The 18384-nt window shown below is 47.6% G+C and carries 11 protein-coding genes; 8 read left to right on the forward strand and 3 right to left on the reverse strand.

Annotation, left to right across the window (positions count from 1 at the left end):
- On the forward strand, nucleotides 1-1818 hold a 1818-nt coding region (locus QUB63_RS24000; protein WP_332947838.1), incomplete at its 5' end, for a CHAT domain-containing protein.
- A 260-nt stretch (nucleotides 1819-2078) separates the two neighbouring features.
- On the opposite strand, the gene QUB63_RS24005 is transcribed toward QUB63_RS24000, so the two are convergent.
- Together QUB63_RS24005 and QUB63_RS24010 are read right to left on the reverse strand one after the other, a co-directional pair.
- Nucleotides 2079-6632, reverse strand: coding sequence for a hypothetical protein (locus QUB63_RS24005; RefSeq protein ID WP_332947839.1), 4554 nt, complete (start codon nucleotides 6630-6632; stop codon nucleotides 2079-2081).
- 225 nt (nucleotides 6633-6857) lie between these two features.
- Nucleotides 6858-7778, reverse strand: a complete 921-nt coding sequence (locus QUB63_RS24010; protein ID WP_332947840.1) for an Rpn family recombination-promoting nuclease/putative transposase — start codon at nucleotides 7776-7778, stop codon at nucleotides 6858-6860.
- Between the two features lie 677 nt (nucleotides 7779-8455).
- On the opposite strand from QUB63_RS24010, the gene ccsB reads away from it, so the two are divergent.
- From ccsB to tilS, 3 genes are all read left to right on the forward strand, one after another.
- Entirely contained in the window at nucleotides 8456-9526 is a 1071-nt protein-coding gene (ccsB, locus tag QUB63_RS24015) for a c-type cytochrome biogenesis protein CcsB (protein ID WP_332947841.1), read from the forward strand.
- Between the two features lie 434 nt (nucleotides 9527-9960).
- Entirely contained in the window at nucleotides 9961-10392 is a 432-nt protein-coding gene (locus QUB63_RS24020; protein ID WP_332947842.1) for a KGK domain-containing protein, read from the forward strand.
- A gap of 162 nt (nucleotides 10393-10554) precedes the next feature.
- Nucleotides 10555-11700, forward strand: a complete 1146-nt coding sequence (gene tilS / locus QUB63_RS24025) for a tRNA lysidine(34) synthetase TilS (RefSeq protein WP_332947843.1) — start codon at nucleotides 10555-10557, stop codon at nucleotides 11698-11700.
- Here tilS and hmpF read toward each other — a convergent pair.
- The gene (gene hmpF, locus QUB63_RS24030) at nucleotides 11697-13487 is read right to left on the reverse strand and encodes a pilus motility taxis protein HmpF (protein ID WP_332947844.1); all 1791 of its coding nucleotides are present in this window, start codon (nucleotides 13485-13487) and stop codon (nucleotides 11697-11699) included. The two genes, tilS and hmpF, sit on opposite strands and share 4 nt — an antisense overlap.
- Before the next feature lie 323 nt (nucleotides 13488-13810).
- On the opposite strand from hmpF, the gene QUB63_RS24035 reads away from it, so the two are divergent.
- From QUB63_RS24035 to QUB63_RS24050, 4 genes are all read left to right on the forward strand, one after another.
- Entirely contained in the window at nucleotides 13811-14203 is a 393-nt protein-coding gene (locus tag QUB63_RS24035) for a hypothetical protein (RefSeq protein ID WP_332947846.1), read from the forward strand.
- 246 nt (nucleotides 14204-14449) lie between these two features.
- Complete coding sequence (locus tag QUB63_RS24040; RefSeq protein ID WP_332947847.1) at nucleotides 14450-15688, forward strand: response regulator; 1239 nt, start codon at nucleotides 14450-14452, stop codon at nucleotides 15686-15688.
- Nucleotides 15689-16394: 706 nt separating this feature from the next.
- Nucleotides 16395-17498, forward strand: coding sequence for a transposase (locus tag QUB63_RS24045; RefSeq protein ID WP_332947848.1), 1104 nt, complete (start codon nucleotides 16395-16397; stop codon nucleotides 17496-17498).
- A 277-nt stretch (nucleotides 17499-17775) separates the two neighbouring features.
- Nucleotides 17776-18309, forward strand: coding sequence for a chemotaxis protein CheW (locus QUB63_RS24050; protein ID WP_293251166.1), 534 nt, complete (start codon nucleotides 17776-17778; stop codon nucleotides 18307-18309).
- Nucleotides 18310-18384: the final 75 nt, after the last annotated feature.

Consider the following 18384-nt stretch of genomic DNA (forward strand, 5'->3'; position numbering starts at 1 on the left):
CCGGTATCAAATGTGTCGCTCGCACAGACCGTAAATCAAAATCAAACACCGGTATCAAATGTGTCGCTCGCACAGACCGTAAATCAAAATCAAACACCGGTATCAAATGTGTCGCTCGCACAGACAGTAAATCAAAATCAAACACCGGTATCAAATGTGCCGCTCGCACAGACAGTAAATCAAAATCAAACACCGGTATCAAATGTGCCGCTCGCACAGACCGTAAATCAAAATCAAACACCGATATCAAATGTGCCGCTCGCACAGACCGTAAATCAAAATCAAACACCGGTATCGAATGTGTCGCTCGCACCAGGGCCGACAATTACTCAAATTGGGCCTGCTGCCGCGCCAATCAATCTCGCACCGATACCGACACTGCTGGGAGTTCCGGAACTCGCAGCCAGCGGGCTGCCCAGCACAAATCCTTTATTTTCCGCCAGCTTGCAACAGCAAAACCAGATATCTAATTCGTTGCAACAGCGCAATTCACCCTCCGCCGCCCCGAATATTGACGCTTCCAACTTGCCACCTAACCCGGGCGCCGTTATTTTTCCCGCAGAGGACAGATTTACTAGGGAGTTTGTCGATTACCTAAATTTGCCACCCACAAATGCGATCGCCACCCTAAAAGATGCTCAAACTACCCTTCGCGGCGTTCAACAAGCTACAGGAATCAAACCAGCTCTCATCTATATCAGCTTTGTACCCAAGGGTTCTACAGTCGATCGGCCTAACAACAGTTCGCCGCTGTTGCGCGTAGAACAGCAAATTCAAGCCTCTGACGAACTGGAACTGATCGCGATCGCGCCTGAAGGCGCGCCCGTCCGAGTGCGCATCTCAGGAACCTCTCGCGCCCAGGTAATGGAAGCTGTTGGGAGATTTCGCAACGAATTGACTAATCCGGTAAAGCGCAATACTAAAACTTATTTACCCTTGGCTCAGCAGCTCTACCAGTGGATGGTAGCGCCGCTGGAAGCACAACTGCAAGCCAAAGGCATTCAGAATTTATCTTTTATCTCGGATATGGGGTTGCGATCGATCCCGATGGCGGCCCTGCACGACGGCAAAGGCTTTCTGATAGAGCGTTACAGCGTCGGCTCCATGGCGAGTCTGAGTTTGACAGATACCAGCGCCACCAATTTCAAAAATACCCAAGTTTTGGCAATGGGGGCGTCGCAATTTGCAGGGATGAGTCGTTTACCTGCGGTGGAGATAGAAGTATCGACAATCACCCCCCAGGAGTGGCCCGGCAAGTCTTTCTTGAACCAAGGTTTCACCCTGGCCAATTTGCAATCGCAGCGCCAGCAGCACCCTTTTGGGATGATTCACTTGGCTACTCACGCCGAATTTAAATCGGGAAACCCCAGCCAATCCTTTATTCAGTTGTGGGATACTAAATTGCGTTTGGATCAGTTGCGGGACATGGGATGGCACAGCCCGCAAGTTGAACTGTTGGTTTTGAGCGCTTGCAAGACTGCTGTGGGCGATCGAGAGGCGGAGTTGGGCTTTGGCGGTTTAGCCGTGCAAGCAGGGGTTAAATCGGCTCTGGCAACTCTTTGGTATGTCAGCGACGAGGGCAGTTTGGGATTGATGGCGGAGTTTTACGGGCAGTTGAAAACGGCTCCGATTAAGGCTGAGGCCTTGCGGCAAGCGCAATTAGCGATGTTGCGCCAAGAGGTGCGCATTGAAGGGGGGATGTTGCGGACTTCTGTTGGTAGTGTGCCGCTACCGCCGGAGTTGGCCTCCACGGCGACTCGGAATTTTTCTCATCCTTATTATTGGGCTGCTTTTAGAATGATTGGTAATCCTTGGTAATGAGGTTTGTTTTAGTCGATCGACTTTTTGACTGTGCGGGCGATCGACTTTTTGGTTGTGCGAGCGAGCGACTTTTTGAATGGGCGGGATCTCGACTATTAGCTAATTGCGGAAGAGGAAGTATAAATGGATGGATACTGATAATTGCCGATTTTTTAGTGTCTCTTCCATTTTAACTTAATCAGTGCTGCCATCAGGAAGGCAATTCGCTATTGTCATTACTTCGCTTCACGAACCTTACACGGGAAACAGACTCGCTTTTATCTATCATATTGCGTTAGCACCTCAGCCAATTTGTAAACTTCCATCTGAGTCATAAAGTCAATCAAGTCAAGACAACGCACTTGTAGGTTTTTGTCTTGGCTTTGACTATACAATTGCAGCAGTAATTGACTAACTTCGTCTGCTTTAATACTTCCACGCTGGCGAACATCAGCCTCATCAGACCTCAAGCCTTCGAGAAAGCGATCGCACACTCGATAAGTAACCTCATTTGGAAGTTTAGCTGTTGTCTTTTCCAAGGCATGAATTAAGTTGTATTCATCACTAGAAAATGCTGGACTATCAACAAATGCCTCCACTAAACTGATGTAATCACCCAGTTCATCTCCCTCAAAATGCAAGAAGCACCTAGCTGCTTGAGAACGCACTTTTTCAGTCGAATCATCAAAAAAATTTATTAATGCATTTTCACAAAATTTACGAAAGTGTGCTTGACGAAAGTTGACAACAAATATCTCAGCAGCAGCGATGCGATGAGTTTCTGTACCAGACAAGCACAGTTCTGCCAGCCAACGTGCCTCTTCGATATTTAGAGATGCTACACAGGCTTGTCTAGTCCCAACCTTTACTACTTCCGGTAACTCACACATAATCATCCGTTCAACAATCGATGCCAGCATTTCAAAATGCGTTTGTAAAGCGTAGAACAAGAAATACTCAACAGTCTGAGTTCCTAGAAGTGCATCTTCGGTATCACAAAGTTGCTGAAACAAGCTGACAGCTAAGTCTCGGTCATAATTCAACATTGCTGTTAGTGCTTCAACAGCACACGATCTAACAGCAATGGAAGAGTCTTGAACTATCTGTTGGAGATGTTGCCGAAAGTAAGATGCGCGATTTTTATCCGCAAAAATTAGTTTGGCGATGGCACTTACAGCACTACCTCGCGTGGAATTAATTCCAACATTTAAAATATCACCACCATAGTAAACCTGTCCGTTAAAACTCTCTTGTTCTGGGTTAGGGTCGTTTAAGGCATACCAAGTTACAATATCAAAAGCCTCTTGAGACCAAGCTAAATCAGCTAATTTCCCCATCAGCCAACTAATCGACCGACCACAAGGAGAATTAGGTAATTGGTGGCAACGCTGACATACCATAAAAGCAGTTTCAACATCTAGATAAACTTCTGCAAAACCGCGTAAAATTGCATCAAAGTAAGATGAATTCGCGGGATCGGGAAACCGCCATATTAGTTTAGCAAAGCGTACAGGCTCCTGTTTTACTTGGCTTTCTAAAAGTCTAGATAACTCATAAGCTCCACCTATTATTTGCCCAGTCCGCTGAAATCCACTTCTAACATCATTGTAATCATAACGAGCAATAGCCTTTAACCATTGCTCATCAGTCATCTTTTCTGCTGCTTTTTTAGGTATTGGAGAACCAACAATAGAAGCTATAATTTCCTCTGGTGGTTCGATTTTCTCTGATGGTATTAACTGTAGGGCGGTGAACTTGCGTTTCCATTCCTGTAACCGACGATTAGCTATTTCTGTCCGTCGCGAGGAATCAATAGCATCTAGCAAAAGAAGCTGTGGATAACCTCGGAATTTAAGAGCTACGGAATCGATAATTAATGGCTCATAGTAGCTGAGAATTAATGCCTCAAGTTTTACCAACTTTTTTTCAGAGCAATGTGGAGTAGTTGCTTCTATTAGCTGTCTGGTAGCCCAATAGGGAGCAGCCAAAGTATTTCCATTACTCACTAAATATCCTGTTTTGAGTCGTACTGGTTGTTCGCAGAGGTAATCAATGGCTTCATCGGCAAATATTTCTCCATTCGCAGTGTAGGCACGAATCAACAGAAACTGGATTGTTTCAAAATTGGAGTTACGAAGATGCTGCTCTGCGAGGATCGAAAAGTCTTCAGGATGGTTCGCCGCCAAATTCGATATTGCCTCTTCCATCCCACTTAATAAGGCATCATGAATGTCATAGCCTTTACCATAATGTCGGTAATACCAGACTGAATCAGGCCAAGGTGGATTATTTTCCTGCTGAGACGTTACCTCCATTACCCGAAGCATGAAAGGCAGTAGGTGTTCAATAAAAGCTCTGGGAACATTACGGGCGCTTGCCATTAAAATTTTTTCGTGAAATTGGCTGTGAGGTAGAGTGCCAAAGTTGCGATCAAATAAATTGGGTTGTCCAGCAGCAATACTTAAATCTAAATACCGATTGAAATAGCAACCAATAGCTTCACAAGCCCATTCAGGACGCTTTTGAAGTAAAGAATAAATTTGCCTCCCAAAGTCGCGAGTGGAATCGATTCTTCCTCCTGGTTGGTCAAGAATCCCTTCACGAATCAGTCGCAGGAAAAAGTCAAAAAAACGACGCTCAGGAACAATTTTTGCCCCTTGTATAAGGTGGTTTAGCCGATTATGCCATGCTTCTGATACACCAATAAAAGGCTCTGCTAGCTCAGCCACCTGCTCTGGTATCTGCCTCTGCATAATAGAGAGCAGCGTTATCGTTTGCTCGATACGCTCGTCGTTCTCATCCCTGAGCCATTTTTCTATTAATCGTAGAGAGTCTAGTAGTTGGAACCAACGAACCGAGCTACGCAAAGTTCGCCAGACTTGTTGTGTGATAGGCTCGGATTCGTCACCCATCAAGGGGGCTATAATTTCCCACTCCTCTTGTGTGGGGTCATCTAGCGCTGCAAGCAGGGAAAATACTACCTTTTTTATGTGAAAACGAATGTTAGAGCTAGTGAGTAAAGCTTGGAGGTCGGCAAGATAGCGATCGCGATCTGCATCCCTTTCGTAAACCAAAATTTGTCGAACTTGAGCCCGGCGAAACAGATGTTGCTGTTCTCTACTTCCCAAAAAGCCCAATAATTCCTCATCCTCACCTGCAAAACGACGGGCAAAAGCATAGTCAAAAAAACCTTCATGAAAAAATGAATACTGCTGCCCCTCTAGAATCAATACGTGTTCAGATGCCAGCCATTCAGCAGTCTTTCCATATGTATCCACACGAGCTTTGGGAGCAGACAACCTCTGATGTTTACTCATGTAATCACAGAGAGTGTATATTACATCCGTCCAATGCTCAGAAGCACCAAGCCGACCGTAGATAACATCCTTTTTATAGTCCCAGAACTTATCGTATATATCTTTGGCTGTCGTAAAGTTGAGGACATTAGCTTTTGAAACTTCTGCAACTTCTGCTAGCAATCTCAAGTGCAAAGGAATAGATAACAATTCTAGTTGCTGATTGTTCAGTAAGCTGCTATCTAATCCCAGTTCTGCAACCATCTCTCGCACTTTTTCGTGAGACAGGCGGCTAATTATCACTGTCTCGGCAATGCCATTCTCACCTGTTAAACGCTTAAGTCTGTAGTCATAATCTAGGTCAAACTTGCGACAGGCTAGCAGTAGACGCATTTGTGGATAAGCTTTAACCTGGTCGATGATTAGATCGATACATTCAAAAAACTGAGGATTGCGACCAGAAGCTGTACTTACAGCATCAAGCTGATCGATAATCAGGACACAATCACGCCCTTGTGCAATATTTGCTAGAACATGAGCAGGAGAACCGGGTAAATTTTCTAGCTGTTTTCCGATTTGATCGGGTGAGTCTGTTGGGTCTAAACGATCTACCCGAAAAGCTATTAACGGGATACCCTCTTTACGAAGCGCTTCCACAGCTTGAAGAATGACGCCGCTTTTACCAACTCCAGCTTCACCAGCAACTAATACACCGCCTTTACTATCTAGTGAGGTGAGCTTATTTAAAATAATGTCTACCTCATCTCTGGGGATTACTGCTCCTGCGATCGCTTCTTTCTGCAAACGAGAAAGGTAGCGATCGTTCACTCGATCGACAGCAGCCAAAACGTGAGGGTCTTTGCCCCACTCGCGACGGCGATAGCCTCTTTCTTCCAATAGGTAATGCCAGATATCATGTGCTGTTAACTCATTCCTAATTCTGTTTAGTGCTAGTTCAGCCAGTTCAATCCTTACAGTTTTTGAATCGCCCTCAACTAAAGCTGCTAAACGATTATCAACAGTATTAACCAGAAATTGCTCGCCAACTGTTTCCACTTTAACTCGCTTGATCGCTTCGTAAGCATCTGTGCGAGAACAATTCCCCCATTTCTGAAGGAGCGTATCGAAGTGACCAGATAGTTTTTTATTAAGATAAGTTTGCTCAAAGTCTGTCAATGATGCAGCATCTCTTGCATCCATCGCTAACCTTTGCAATTCTTCTGCATCTTGAGTAGAAATAAATACACAAGAAACATCTGGATTCCTAAGACTTCTCCAAAAGTCAGATAGGACTTGAACTTGTTGATCTTCCAAAGATTTTAGTGTCCAGCGCCCAAGCCCACTTTTTTGTCGCTTAACTTGGTGATACTCCAATTTACCATTTCGACGAATAAAAAACTCTATGCCGTCTATACCTGGTGGTTCTAGACTAATAGAATCGGCTTTCTCATCCATGACATCAACCATACAATGCACAGTCCACCGACCTTCGTAGCGATTGCCTAGTTTGTCTGCTACCCCACCAGCAAAAGTCATATCGTTCCTCTCTTTTTAATATCTGCTTAAAAAGGTTGCAGTATAAAACTTGCCACATCGTTATCTGTTAACCATTATGTGCGATCGCACCCTTAACATCCTCTCAGCAACGGCGGATGCACCAAAAGAACCATAAAACCCAGGAAGTAGAGGGGGAGTACGTTTGATGTGTTTGTGCGCGTAAAGGGCGCGATCGCCCCCTCAAGTGCAATTCCTAACCTCGTATCAATCTCCCTGCGGCAAATTCTCCAGCCAAACCTCTAAATCCTCGATCGACTGAAAATCTAACAATTCCTCTGCTAGAGTCTCAATTTGCTCGATCGACAAATCAGCAATTTTGGTAGTGATAGATTCCGGTAATGTTCCAACTCGCCGATTTAACAGACGGCGATTTAACAGACGTAAAATCAAGGCTCTTCCTTCTTGTTCGCGGCCTTGCACAATGCCTTGTACAATGCCTTGCACAATGCCTTGCTCAAGGCCTTGCTCGATGCCTTCTTCCTTAGCTTCCCGATAAAACCGAGTTTCCTCAAGCGTAATCCCTAACATCGCCTCTGCCTCCCTTCGGTTCAAATTTGTAAACTTGTAAACCAGTATCGTCGTCAGCATCTCTATTATGGCGCGACTCGCTGCTTCCGATTCCTCCCGCTGCGATCGCGCCAGCAACAATCGCGCCGCTTCCGGCGTACTCGCTTCGTCGATCGTCGTCAACGCCATCAGCGCCACCCCCAGCGGCAACTGTTCGATCGCACCCAACTCATCCAAATATACCCGATGCACCTGATTGCTGTTCAAAAGCGATCGGTACGGATGCGTTTCTGATTGTTCAGTCGATCGACTCGGATAAATTACGACCGCTTCCCAATCTGTAAACCGCTGACGGTTGCGATAAAAATACAAAAACGACTCACCAAACAATCGCTCATACAACAATTCATCCCGCTGAAACTGCACCTCACAGAAATAGACAACTCCCGGCTCAGCATCCGGCGGCAAAAACACCCCATCAATTTCAAACTTCGGTTCCTTCACAGCAACCGAGTCAAATCGATATTGTTCCGCATTCGAGGGTGACTCTTCCAATAGCTCAAACAGCAGCGTCGGAGCTTCTTGAAATAACTTGTAAAATATTGAATCTCGACGCATTAACCCAACATCTCCTCTAGCGTGTGCCACTCATCCAACCGTCAGTCGATTAAAGAATTGAAGAATTTTAGATTTTAGAATTGACTCGCCTCGATCAATCTGGGAGCTTGAGCTTTGGTCTAAAATTTGGGGAGTATCCACAACGATTGTACGTGGCACGGTACCCGTTTTTTGCTGGTTGCAAAAACAGCAAGTCGGTAATCTGCTCAATCAATTCTAAAGGATTCCAGATAGCCCCAGATCGAAAAACATCCTATATTTTCAGTCCTAGAGGCACTCCCGACAAAGAAACCGGGTTTTTTACGCTTATCTTCGAGTACGAACGAAGGATTTTCCTCCATCAAACCCGGTTTCTGCCCCCCCGTGCGTAAGTCGTAATTTTGTTAATCGGCGATCGAACTTAGCCCATCAGCATTCGGTGTTTCCTTACTTTCAACTCGTCCAACCTCAAGCCGTCAGCCAGAATCAACAAGCGTGACTTGACGGGGTGACACTCGTCTAGTGGGTCAATGGTAGCTTGTTTGATGCGTCCGCGCGATCGCCCGCGGGCACCTCAACAACCGCTAAAAACTCAGAATTGCCACAAAAATTCAAAAACCCAAACCCAAAACTGCCCAACCCCAGTACGATCGATCTAGTTAGCAAAAATAAGTAAAAACCTTACGAGGGTAAATTATATGGATCTGGTCGTACTCCAGAACTGGCTGGACAACATCTCCTTCGCCATCTTGTTCACAACAATGCTCATCTACTGGGTGGGCGCAGCCTTCCCCGGCATTCCCTACCTATCCGCCCTAGGCACCGCAGGAATGGCCGTCGCCAACCTTTCCATCGCCGCCTTACTAGGTTCTCGGTGGATAGAAGCCGGCTACTTCCCCCTCAGCAATCTTTACGAATCCCTATTTTTTCTAGTTTGGGGAATCACCGCCATCCACCTAGTCGCGGAAAACATGAGCCGTTCCCGCCTAGTAGGAGTAGCCACATCCCCCGTAGCAATGGCAATATCCGCCTTTGCAGCCCTGACTCTGCCCGCAACCATGCAATCTGCAGAGCCCCTAGTACCAGCTCTCAAATCCAACTGGCTGATGATGCACGTTAGCGTCATGATGCTCAGTTACTCAACTTTAATGGTAGGAGCATTGCTGGCGATCGCATTTTTAATCGTCACCCGCGGCCAAAAAATCGAACTCACCGGTAGTTCCTTCGGCACCAACAGCACCCGCAACGGCAACTACCGCCTGCAACGCCCACAAAACCCCGAACCTCAAACCCTCGAAACAGTCGCCGACAGCGCCTTAGCATTCAGCGAACCATCTTTCAACTCCAACAATAACGGTTTTGGCACCACCGCAGTGCTCGAATCAGCAACCCTTCAAACCGCATCAACTCCCCAAACTCAAACCGCAGAAGTTCTCTCGCCCCAGCGCTTGAATCTAGCAGAAACCCTTGATAACATTAGCTATCGCATCATCGGTTTAGGATTCCCCTTACTAACAGTTGGGATTATTGCCGGTGCAGTGTGGGCGAACGAAGCTTGGGGCTCATACTGGAGTTGGGACCCGAAAGAAACTTGGGCGCTGATTACTTGGTTAGTATTTGCAGCCTACCTGCACGCCCGCATCACTCGCGGCTGGCAGGGAAGACGCCCAGCAATTTTAGCCGCCACAGGTTTTGTGGTAGTTTGGATTTGTTATCTAGGCGTCAATCTGTTAGGCAAAGGTTTACATTCCTACGGTTGGTTTTTCTAATTTCCGAGCCACAAATCAGCCCCCAAAAAACTGCCTAAATCAAAAAATAGGGATTAATATCATCTCCGGTTGTAGGGCGGCAATTTACCAGCAAAGCGTGTCTGTTCAAGCCTAAAATCCTTTGTATATCTCGTTTACAGCAGAGTCTAGATCCCCCTAAATCCCCCTTAAAAAGGGGAGTAGGGGTCGACTTTGAAACTGCTCTTGTTCCCCCCTTCTTAAGGGGGGCTAGGGGGGATCAGATCCTAATAGTAAAACAGCAGACAGGTACTACGTTTGACGTTAATTTGATACCAATGCAATGCCCAGCTTACTCAACTACCGAGACCGTAAAACTTTCTTCCCTCTTCCCTCAGATTTTTTCCCTCAACATCCGTTAAATCCGTTACAAAATCCGTTGCCGAACTTTCTTCATTAAAATAATGACAATTGATATGGACGATTCACAAATATTTCTCAAAGAAGACGATGTTTTGTCTGCTCCTACCAGCGCTTTGATGTATCAATGTACGTTCAAAGTCAGCGAATATATGACAATTCTGCATTCAAGATTGCTAGAAGAAAAAATATTTTCAGATGGCATGGATTGCGAGCTTTTAAGTGCCGGACAAGCCTGGACACAAGGAAAAGTTAGATTGCGCCTGGAGTTCCTTCCCCTCGAACCTGAAATCAAAGAACAAAAAGCCCTTCCAGCAGCCCCGGAAGAATCAGACGCCGCGCAAAACAACGGCGAAGATAGCTCAGACTCAGAGCAACTTGATACAAATGAGCAATTAGATGTCAGCGACTCAACACAAATAAGTAATGATTTTCCTATTTCTAGGTATCCAGACAGCGACCCCCAGAGTTTAGGAATGTGGAGCTAAGCTGCTACTTACGGCAGAGGGAAAGGAGGAAGATTTTTTAATTTTAAGTTCAGAGTTTTGAGTTGAGGAGCTTAAAACAGCATCCTTCCTACAACTGACAACTGTCAACTATCAACGGGCAACTGTCAACTGTCAACTGTCAACTGTCAACTGCCAACTGTAATGCCTGAATCTTCCAATTGGACGCACCTCCACGCTCAACTGCACCGGACGCTGCTGCACCGACAAATATTGCCCTCAAATCAGCGATTGTTAGTAGCAGTATCCGGCGGACAAGATTCTCTGTGTACGCTCAAATTACTGCTCGATTTGCAGCCAAAATGGGGCTGGAACTTAGCGATCGCACACTGCGATCACCGCTGGCGTTCAGATTCCCAATCTAATGCCAATCATGTAGAAAATTTAGCTAAAAATTGGGGAATATCCTATTATTTGCAAACAGCCGGAGATATCCCGAAAACAGAAGCAGCGGCCAGACAGTGGCGGTATCAAGCTTTAACCGAAATTGCGATCGCCCGCAACTACCCCTACATTGTCACAGGCCACACAGCCAGCGATCGCGCGGAAACACTCCTCTACAACCTGATTCGCGGCAGCGGCGCAGACGGACTTTCCGCCCTCACCTGGACGCGGCCCCTTGCCGATGTTCGATTGCCGATTTTAGATTTTAGATTGGGGGATTCCGAGGAAAATCCCAACTCCCAAATATCGGCCGATTTTCGATCGCACAATCAAAATGAAAATCCGCAATCGAAAATCCCAAATCCCAAATCTAAAATTCACTTGGTTCGTCCTTTGCTGGAAATCACCCGATCGCAAACAGGTCAATTTTGTCAAGAGCAAAAACTCCCAATTTGGGAAGATTCCACAAATCAAGACTTCAAATATGCCCGCAACCGCATTCGATCGCAATTATTGCCTTATTTAGAAACTCATTTCAACCCAAAAGCCCAACAAGCCCTCGCCCAAACAGCCGAACTCCTCCGCGCCGACGTAGAATTTCTCGAACTAGCTGCTACCGACTTGCTACAGCGAGCAATCTCTCCCATTGCAGACAACGAGCCGGTGAAAATTCAACTTCCCGTCAAGTTAAATCGCCAGATTTTGCGAGAAGCACCCCTGGCATTGCAGCGGCGGGCTATGCGGCAGCTACTGCAACAAATATTGCCCTGTGCACCCAGTTTTGACAGCGTAGAAAAACTCACCAGCTTAACCGCAGCCCCCAACCGATCGCAAACCGATCCATTTCCAGGAGGAGCGATCGCCAGAGTTGAAAACCCTTGGATAATTTTAGATATTAAATTTTAAGCCGTCATAAAACCCGAAAGAGCTTGCCGCAAATCGGAAACTACCCGATCTTGCTCCTCTCCACTCTGCTGCACGCGATCGAGTTCTCCCGCCACCGCTTCCAGCTTTTGGCGCAGCCCGCTCAAATTGTCCTGCACCGGTTGCAACATTTCTTGATAAACATTCACCCGGCCCCAGAGTTCCGCCACTGCACCTTTCTGGTTGAACAAATTCTGCTCTAACTGCTTGAGTTCGTAGCGTTTCGCCTCACTTTCCCCCTGAAGGCGGTTGACATTTCCCTCAATTTGAGATATTACTTCCCGCACCTGCTGAATTTCATTTTCCAGCCTTTGCAATTCTTGGCTTTGCTGCTGCCGTCCCGAATTAAGCTGTGCGACGATCGGCCCCAAATCAATATCGCGCTCTTGTTTGGAAGCAGTGGCAGTACCCAAGCGGCGCCACAGCACCCCCTGATGCTGCTTCAAAACATTTTCCCGTTCCTGCAAGCGGAGGCGCTGTCCCACCAGAGTTTCGTTCAACATCTGATAGCTTTCGAGTTCATCAGCCATTTCATTTTCCAAAGCCATGCGATCGTACTCGGAAGCCGCTTGAATTTTGGCTTGCAGCTCCTCGATTGTCTCCCGCTGGAGAGTCAACTCCTCCTCTTGATCGTTAACAAACCGGAACACCTTTTCCAAATCCTGTTGCAAGTGTTGCACCAGCCCCTGCAACTCTTCAACCGGCATCTTCTCCAGAGCGGACACATCTACTTGCTGCTCCGTACCCCCAGCACCCGAAGCAGATGCGAGCCTAGAAAGTTGCTGGTACAAATCCTCAAGGGCCCGCACCTGCACAGACACCGACTGAGCCTGCTCCTGCTTAGCGCTGAGGGTACATTGCTGCCCTTTAAGATCCGCCCGAGCCCCGGCCAAAGCATCTTGAGATTGATACCACTCCTGCCAGCGGTTTTGGAGGCTCTGATTTTGTCGGTCGACCTCTTCCTGCTGCTGTTGAGCGTTTCCCCGTTTTTGCTCCAACTGCTGCCAGTGCAAGTCCAGAATTGCCTGCTGAGCCCCCACAACACCAAAAGACTGATTCAGTTGTTCCCGAACCCCTTGAGCCGAAGAAATTGCTCCTCCCAGCTTGTTCATCAACTCCTGAATCCTCAGTGCCTGCTGCTCGTCAACCACCGCCCCCTGCGGAACCTGAGACTGCTGGTGAGCCACCTGCTGCTGTTCGCCCCGCAACTGCTCCCAAGCCGTCTCAATTTCCACGCGGCTGCGATCGACCTCATCCCGCAGTCGGTTAGCTTCATCGCGAGTATTTTCAATTTCCGAGCGCTGAGCCTCCAGCCGCTCCAGCTCGTCTTCCATTTGAGCCAACTGCTCTTCGCGGGCTTGCATTTCCATTTCCCGGCGATTGAGCTCCTGACTCGAAAAAGTCAGAGAAGCCTTCCACTGTTCGATTTCCTCTTCCTTATCCTTAAACTTGTCCTGCAAGCGCGAGAAATTTTGCAGAATGCTCACCAACTGGCGGGCCGCCTCCTGAATCCGCTGCACTTGCTTGCTAGCGCTCAACTCCACCAGCACCAGCGTGCCGTCGTTAAACTTATTAGCTTCCTCAACTGGGATCGCGTCATCGCCCGGTACGGCGCTCCAATTGTGTTCGCCCCGCTGACAAGCTAGCAGTTTCAGTTCAGCCTTACCGCCACCGAGACCAAAGCCGCTTCTCTGTTTTTGTACTTCTGCTAGATACAGCACACTAATAGTCCTCTCTTTGGTGTCGTTTGCCCAATCCGGGGATAGCATTCTTTCCCAACTGTCTTCAGCACTCGCGCACAGCACTGCCTAAGAACGCAGTGAGTCCAGACAGCACTGCCGCCGCCCGTTTTCTGGACGAATGGGAGAGCAGTATCAATGCCGCTTGATTAAAGACTAGCTCTCACTGCGGGGACTGCCATAGCCCAAAGCCGAAAAATGTCAGTCAGTAAAAAACTTTCATTGATTGTATCAGGCTTTCGTTGCCCGTCGATCGCGATTTTGCCCCAATCTTACTCTAATCCGGCGCCGTCGGCAGTCGAGCTAGGGATTTGAACCGCGCTGCCTTAGAATAGGTTAATGACGCTCGAACTGTGACGCTCACCGCAGGCAAGCAAAAAGGTCGATCGGCAGTAGCGAGTTTTCCTGAAAATTGCCAACAAAGGTTCATTTTGACTGCACCAGATTTTAGGGCTGTGGCAAACCCAAAAAAAACCTCGATCGCAACTCATCCAACCCAACAGACCAGCCTCAAGCTCACATCCGGGATCGATCGGCTGTTTCGGCTGCTGGTAGCAGCGGTAAAACCAGAGAATCCTGGGTATTTTGAAGTTTCCACAAGTCAAGATGTGTGGCCTCAAGTGACGGCATACTCGACCAAAAACTTCAAAATTCTTGCGCTCGAAGACTTGAACCAGTCGTCCATGCCAGCGTTGCACGCTCGAAAAGCCCGGACAATGCAGTGTGATGTGGATTCTACCAGTTGAGGCGACAGTTGGAATACCAGGTGAAACTCTACACTGGGAGAATGCCGCTTTCTTTCGCGGTTTCAGCTTGTGGACTGGTAGCGCGGCCGACTTACAAACAGAAAATTGCCGGCAGTGTCAATTCCCAATTGTGCCAAAGGCATCAAGCGCGTAAATTATTGACCGAAACTAAAGTTAATATCAGCGCCAGCACACAGTCTTTCCGAGCTCAGACGCCAACGGTTTTAAGGAGGACACTTTAGTTGCATGCAGGGAAATTTGAGTGAAATAGACATCCGCAGCATCCTGCAATTAATTGAGTTAGGTCAGCGCACCGGAGAACTGTTCGTAGAGGCATACAGCTCCACCGGCAGCAGCACGGGTACTCTACCTACCCAGCGCTCCCTTGCAGGACAATCCTGGTATGTCTTCTGCTTCAACGGTCAGATTATTTACGCTACCCAGAGTGCGGGCAGTTTGTTTCGCTTGCGCGACTACCTGCGCCGCTACAAAGCAGACACCGCCCTCGACAAAATCCAACTTCCCTATATGGCATCTACCAATGCCCCAGAATACGGCTACCTGTGGGCCCTACTAGAAAACCACATCCTCACCCCAGCTCAAGGGCGCAACATCATCCACAGCATGATCCACGAAACCCTATTTGACTTGCTCAGCCTCCATCAGGGTTCCTTCACTTTTGAAATGGGGTCAGCTTTGGCTCCTCAACTGACCAGCTTAGAAATTAGCTCGCTGCTGGCGAAGATTGTCAAACAGGTGCAGCAGTGGAAGCAGTTTCACCCTCACATTCAGTCGCCCAACCAATGCCCGGTAATTTCAGACCCCGCCGAGCTGCGAGTCGCGCTGCCTGCCAATACCTTTAATACTCTCAGACGCTGGGCCGACGGCCGCACTTCGATCCGCCAAATGGCGCGCTACCTCAACCGAGACGTGCTGACTGTCGCTAAGGCGATTTACCCCTTCGTGCAGCAGGGATTGGTGCAAGTATTTTACGAGCCCTCTGTTGCCCCAGCCAACAACAAAAAAGAATGGTCGTCTCCAGAAACCAAGGTCAAGAGAGTTGTCTGTATTGACGACGACAATGTGATTCGCAAAACAGTCGAGTCAATTTTAAACGAACAGGGTTACGAAGCTACTGGCATCAGCAGCCCCCTTGAAGCCCTGAGTTTGGTTTTTAAACTCAAACCAGATTTAATTCTGTGCGACATCGCCATGCCCGAACTCGACGGCTACGAAATTTGCGCGATGCTGCGCAATTCTAGCGCTTTCCGGCAGACGGCGATCGTCATGCTGACGGGTATCGACGGCTTTATCGATCGCGTTAAAGCCCGCATGGCGGGGGCGACTGACTATTTCACCAAACCCTTTGGCGAAAGCGAGTTATTAATGCTGGTAGAAAAATATGTGGGCCCGGGCTACCCTCGGGCCAATCTATCGGCAAGATTATTAGCACCTGAGCTAGAAGACGAATTAGAAGCCAAATAAATTCCGCACCGGTGGCACCATTGGAGCTTTTTTGTACCGGACGGCGCCAGCGCAGTCTCGACATTCAGAGAGAGAAAGCTCTTTGCTGCGGGCGATCGCACCATAAACTAGAATGTATAAATTCGCGCCGAAACCCTCCGGGCGTCGGTAAAACTCTGTTCAATTTCTCGACTGCTGTCGGGATCAAGTCGCTCAAAGTGCAAATATAATATACTTGTTCTCCACTTTGGGCCGATCGCCAAAACCGATTCGCAGAGCAATGACTCCTTGAGGCTCAAATCTCACCCATACTAGACATACAAGACATCTTCTGTTAAATTTCCCAGGTAAAGCAAACGCTGGCTTTATGGCTAAACCGACCTCGGCTCTGGACTCAAATTCAAAAGAAAAGACCTTCAAACCAAACTGGAATCCGTTTTGTCAAATGATGTCGGATTGGTTGTCATTGCCCGCAAAGCTGGTTGGTGCAGGTTTGGATTCAATCTTATCTCATGTCCGAGCCCTGGATCGAAAACTGAGATATGGGTTCTCAAATCGCGCGACTTTAGCCCAAAACGAGAAATCGTTGAAAATATCCTCGCCATCCTCCACATCTTTAGTTGCAGGCTTGGCGCGAGACTCAGAAAGTACAAACAGCAAGTATGCAAAGACAGTAAGTTACCAAGTTTACCCGTGCCAGGAATTAGCGGCAATCAGGAAAAAGTGGGTGAGCGCTGTTGGCCAAGTTTACAACATTTCAATTGCTGACATCAACGAACATCAAGGTTTTACCCAAATCGGCAAGAGTGGAAGAAAGCGAGGCTTGAGAATGGTGCTAAAAACATCAGGTTTAATTCCTCAATGGTGCATTGATTTAGGGGCGTCCAAACTCTTAGACAATTCATCAATGTCAGCCTGTGAAGCTTGGGCGAAAACAAAACGTGTTAGCGGAAAAAGGACGGCAAAATTTTGCAGTATCCGAGAGCAAAAACTCACGCGGGAATTTGACCCAACCGCTTACAATAAGGGTGGGTGGATGGTTGAAACGACTAAGCACTCAGACAAGCCTGAATTTATTGGGCCTAATTTTTGTATAGTAACCGATCGCGCCACCGAACTAACTTACCAAAAAAGTCGGTGGTTCGCTCGCTTTGTAGTTGAGGCTGAGTGCCAACCAAGTGAGTCAGACAGATTAAGTGCTATCGGGCCAGGAATTCGTACTTTCATCACCGGGTTTGAGGGTAATGAATTCTGGGAATTGGACAGCGGTGATTTTAACAAAATTGCTAGATTATGCGTTCGTATCGATCGCTTAAAGTCAAGACATTACCGGGCGAAGGGTTCTAACTTTAAACGAGTTCGCTATAAATTGCGTAAAGCAATGGCAGTCTTAAGAACCCGGATTCAGGATTTACATTCGGAGTGTCACAAACAAATTGCTTCCCAGCTTGCCCAAACTTACGATGTTAGAGTTTTGCCGACATTTGAGACATCTCAAATGGTAGTAAAAAAAAGCCGTAAGTTAAGGAGTAAAATGGCGAGAGCAATGATGAATTGGGCTTTCGATCGACTCAGCCCAACCTTAGAACACTTGTGTTACCGTTACGGTTCCAAGTGGGTTCGGATTAGAGACGAATATACCTCTAAGACTTGCACGTCTTGTGGACAGGTACACTTAAAATTGGGTGGTTCCAAAAAGTTTAAGTGGCCTCGCGGTGGGTATGAAATCCCTAGGGATTACAAGGTCGCGGTCGGGATTTTAGGGAAGGCTATGCGGGATACCGCCGGGATCGTTCATGCCCTGCTCGATCGTGTTGTACTTAGCATCTAGGATATCTAAAATGTCCCTGGTGTAACGGTTAAAAGTATCAGATAGTTAATACTGGCAACAAAATAAAGACTTGCACAGTCGAATTGGTACCCGCAACCGTTGAAGTTTTAAGGTTTCAACTCAAACAGGATTGGTGCAAGGAATTAGTCATAAATACTGCCAACACATTCACAAAAAGGACGGTTATAGTTATGTTTCATAGACCCAGCGCGCATTTTCCTCCCAACACCGACTTGAGTACGGGTACGGTGTGGGTTTCCCAGAGAGAAGAATTATGATTAGTGGTGGCCCAGACTTTATATTACCAGGACAAGGCATAGATCAGGCTCCGGAATTCCAAGAACTAGAAACTCCCGAAGGCGAGCTGCACCTGCGGTTTTACGTTCCTTCGGGGAACGAGTTCGCACTGCCGGCGACAGGGATTAGAGAGGTGCTATCCCCGTCCCCAGACAGGATGACACCCATTCCCAACGTTTCCTCTTTGCTTTTAGGTACGCTAAACATGAGAGGACGTGTGATTTGGGTGGCAGACCTCGGCCAATTTTTGGGAGACCAAACACCTCTGAATACAGACAGACCCGAAATCCCGATCGTGGCTGTGGAAGACCAAGACACGATTTTGGGGCTGGCAGTCGATCGAATTGTGGGGATGGACTGGCTCGACGTAGACCAACTGCACTCTCAGAACAATGCACCAGACGGCATGATTCCATTTCTGAGGGGAGAATGGATGTTAGGTGCACCAGCGACTAAAGTGCTCCGACTGCTAGATCAAGTGAAAATTCTGCGCTCAGCGCGGTGGGCAGCGTGAAATCGATTTGAGATTTGCGATTTGCGATTTGCGATTGGGGTCTAACTATCAACAGTCACAGGACTTGAGGCGCGC

The organism is Microcoleus sp. ARI1-B5 (assembly GCF_036705795.1).
GTDB lineage: Bacteria > Cyanobacteriota > Cyanobacteriia > Cyanobacteriales > Microcoleaceae > Microcoleus.

What these genes read in the sequence shown, in the direction of transcription:
- QUB63_RS24040 (WP_332947847.1), top strand. Translation starts at nt 14,450, where the DNA reads ATGCAGGGAAATTTGAGTGAAATAGACATCCGCAGCATCCTGCAATTA.
- QUB63_RS24005 (WP_332947839.1), bottom strand. Translation starts at nt 6,632, where the DNA reads ATGACTTTTGCTGGTGGGGTAGCAGACAAACTAGGCAATCGCTACGAA.
- tilS (WP_332947843.1), top strand. Translation starts at nt 10,555, where the DNA reads ATGCCTGAATCTTCCAATTGGACGCACCTCCACGCTCAACTGCACCGG.
- QUB63_RS24010 (WP_332947840.1), bottom strand. Translation starts at nt 7,778, where the DNA reads ATGCGTCGAGATTCAATATTTTACAAGTTATTTCAAGAAGCTCCGACG.
- QUB63_RS24020 (WP_332947842.1), top strand. Translation starts at nt 9,961, where the DNA reads ATGGACGATTCACAAATATTTCTCAAAGAAGACGATGTTTTGTCTGCT.
- hmpF (WP_332947844.1), bottom strand. Translation starts at nt 13,487, where the DNA reads ATGCTATCCCCGGATTGGGCAAACGACACCAAAGAGAGGACTATTAGT.
- ccsB (WP_332947841.1), top strand. Translation starts at nt 8,456, where the DNA reads ATGGATCTGGTCGTACTCCAGAACTGGCTGGACAACATCTCCTTCGCC.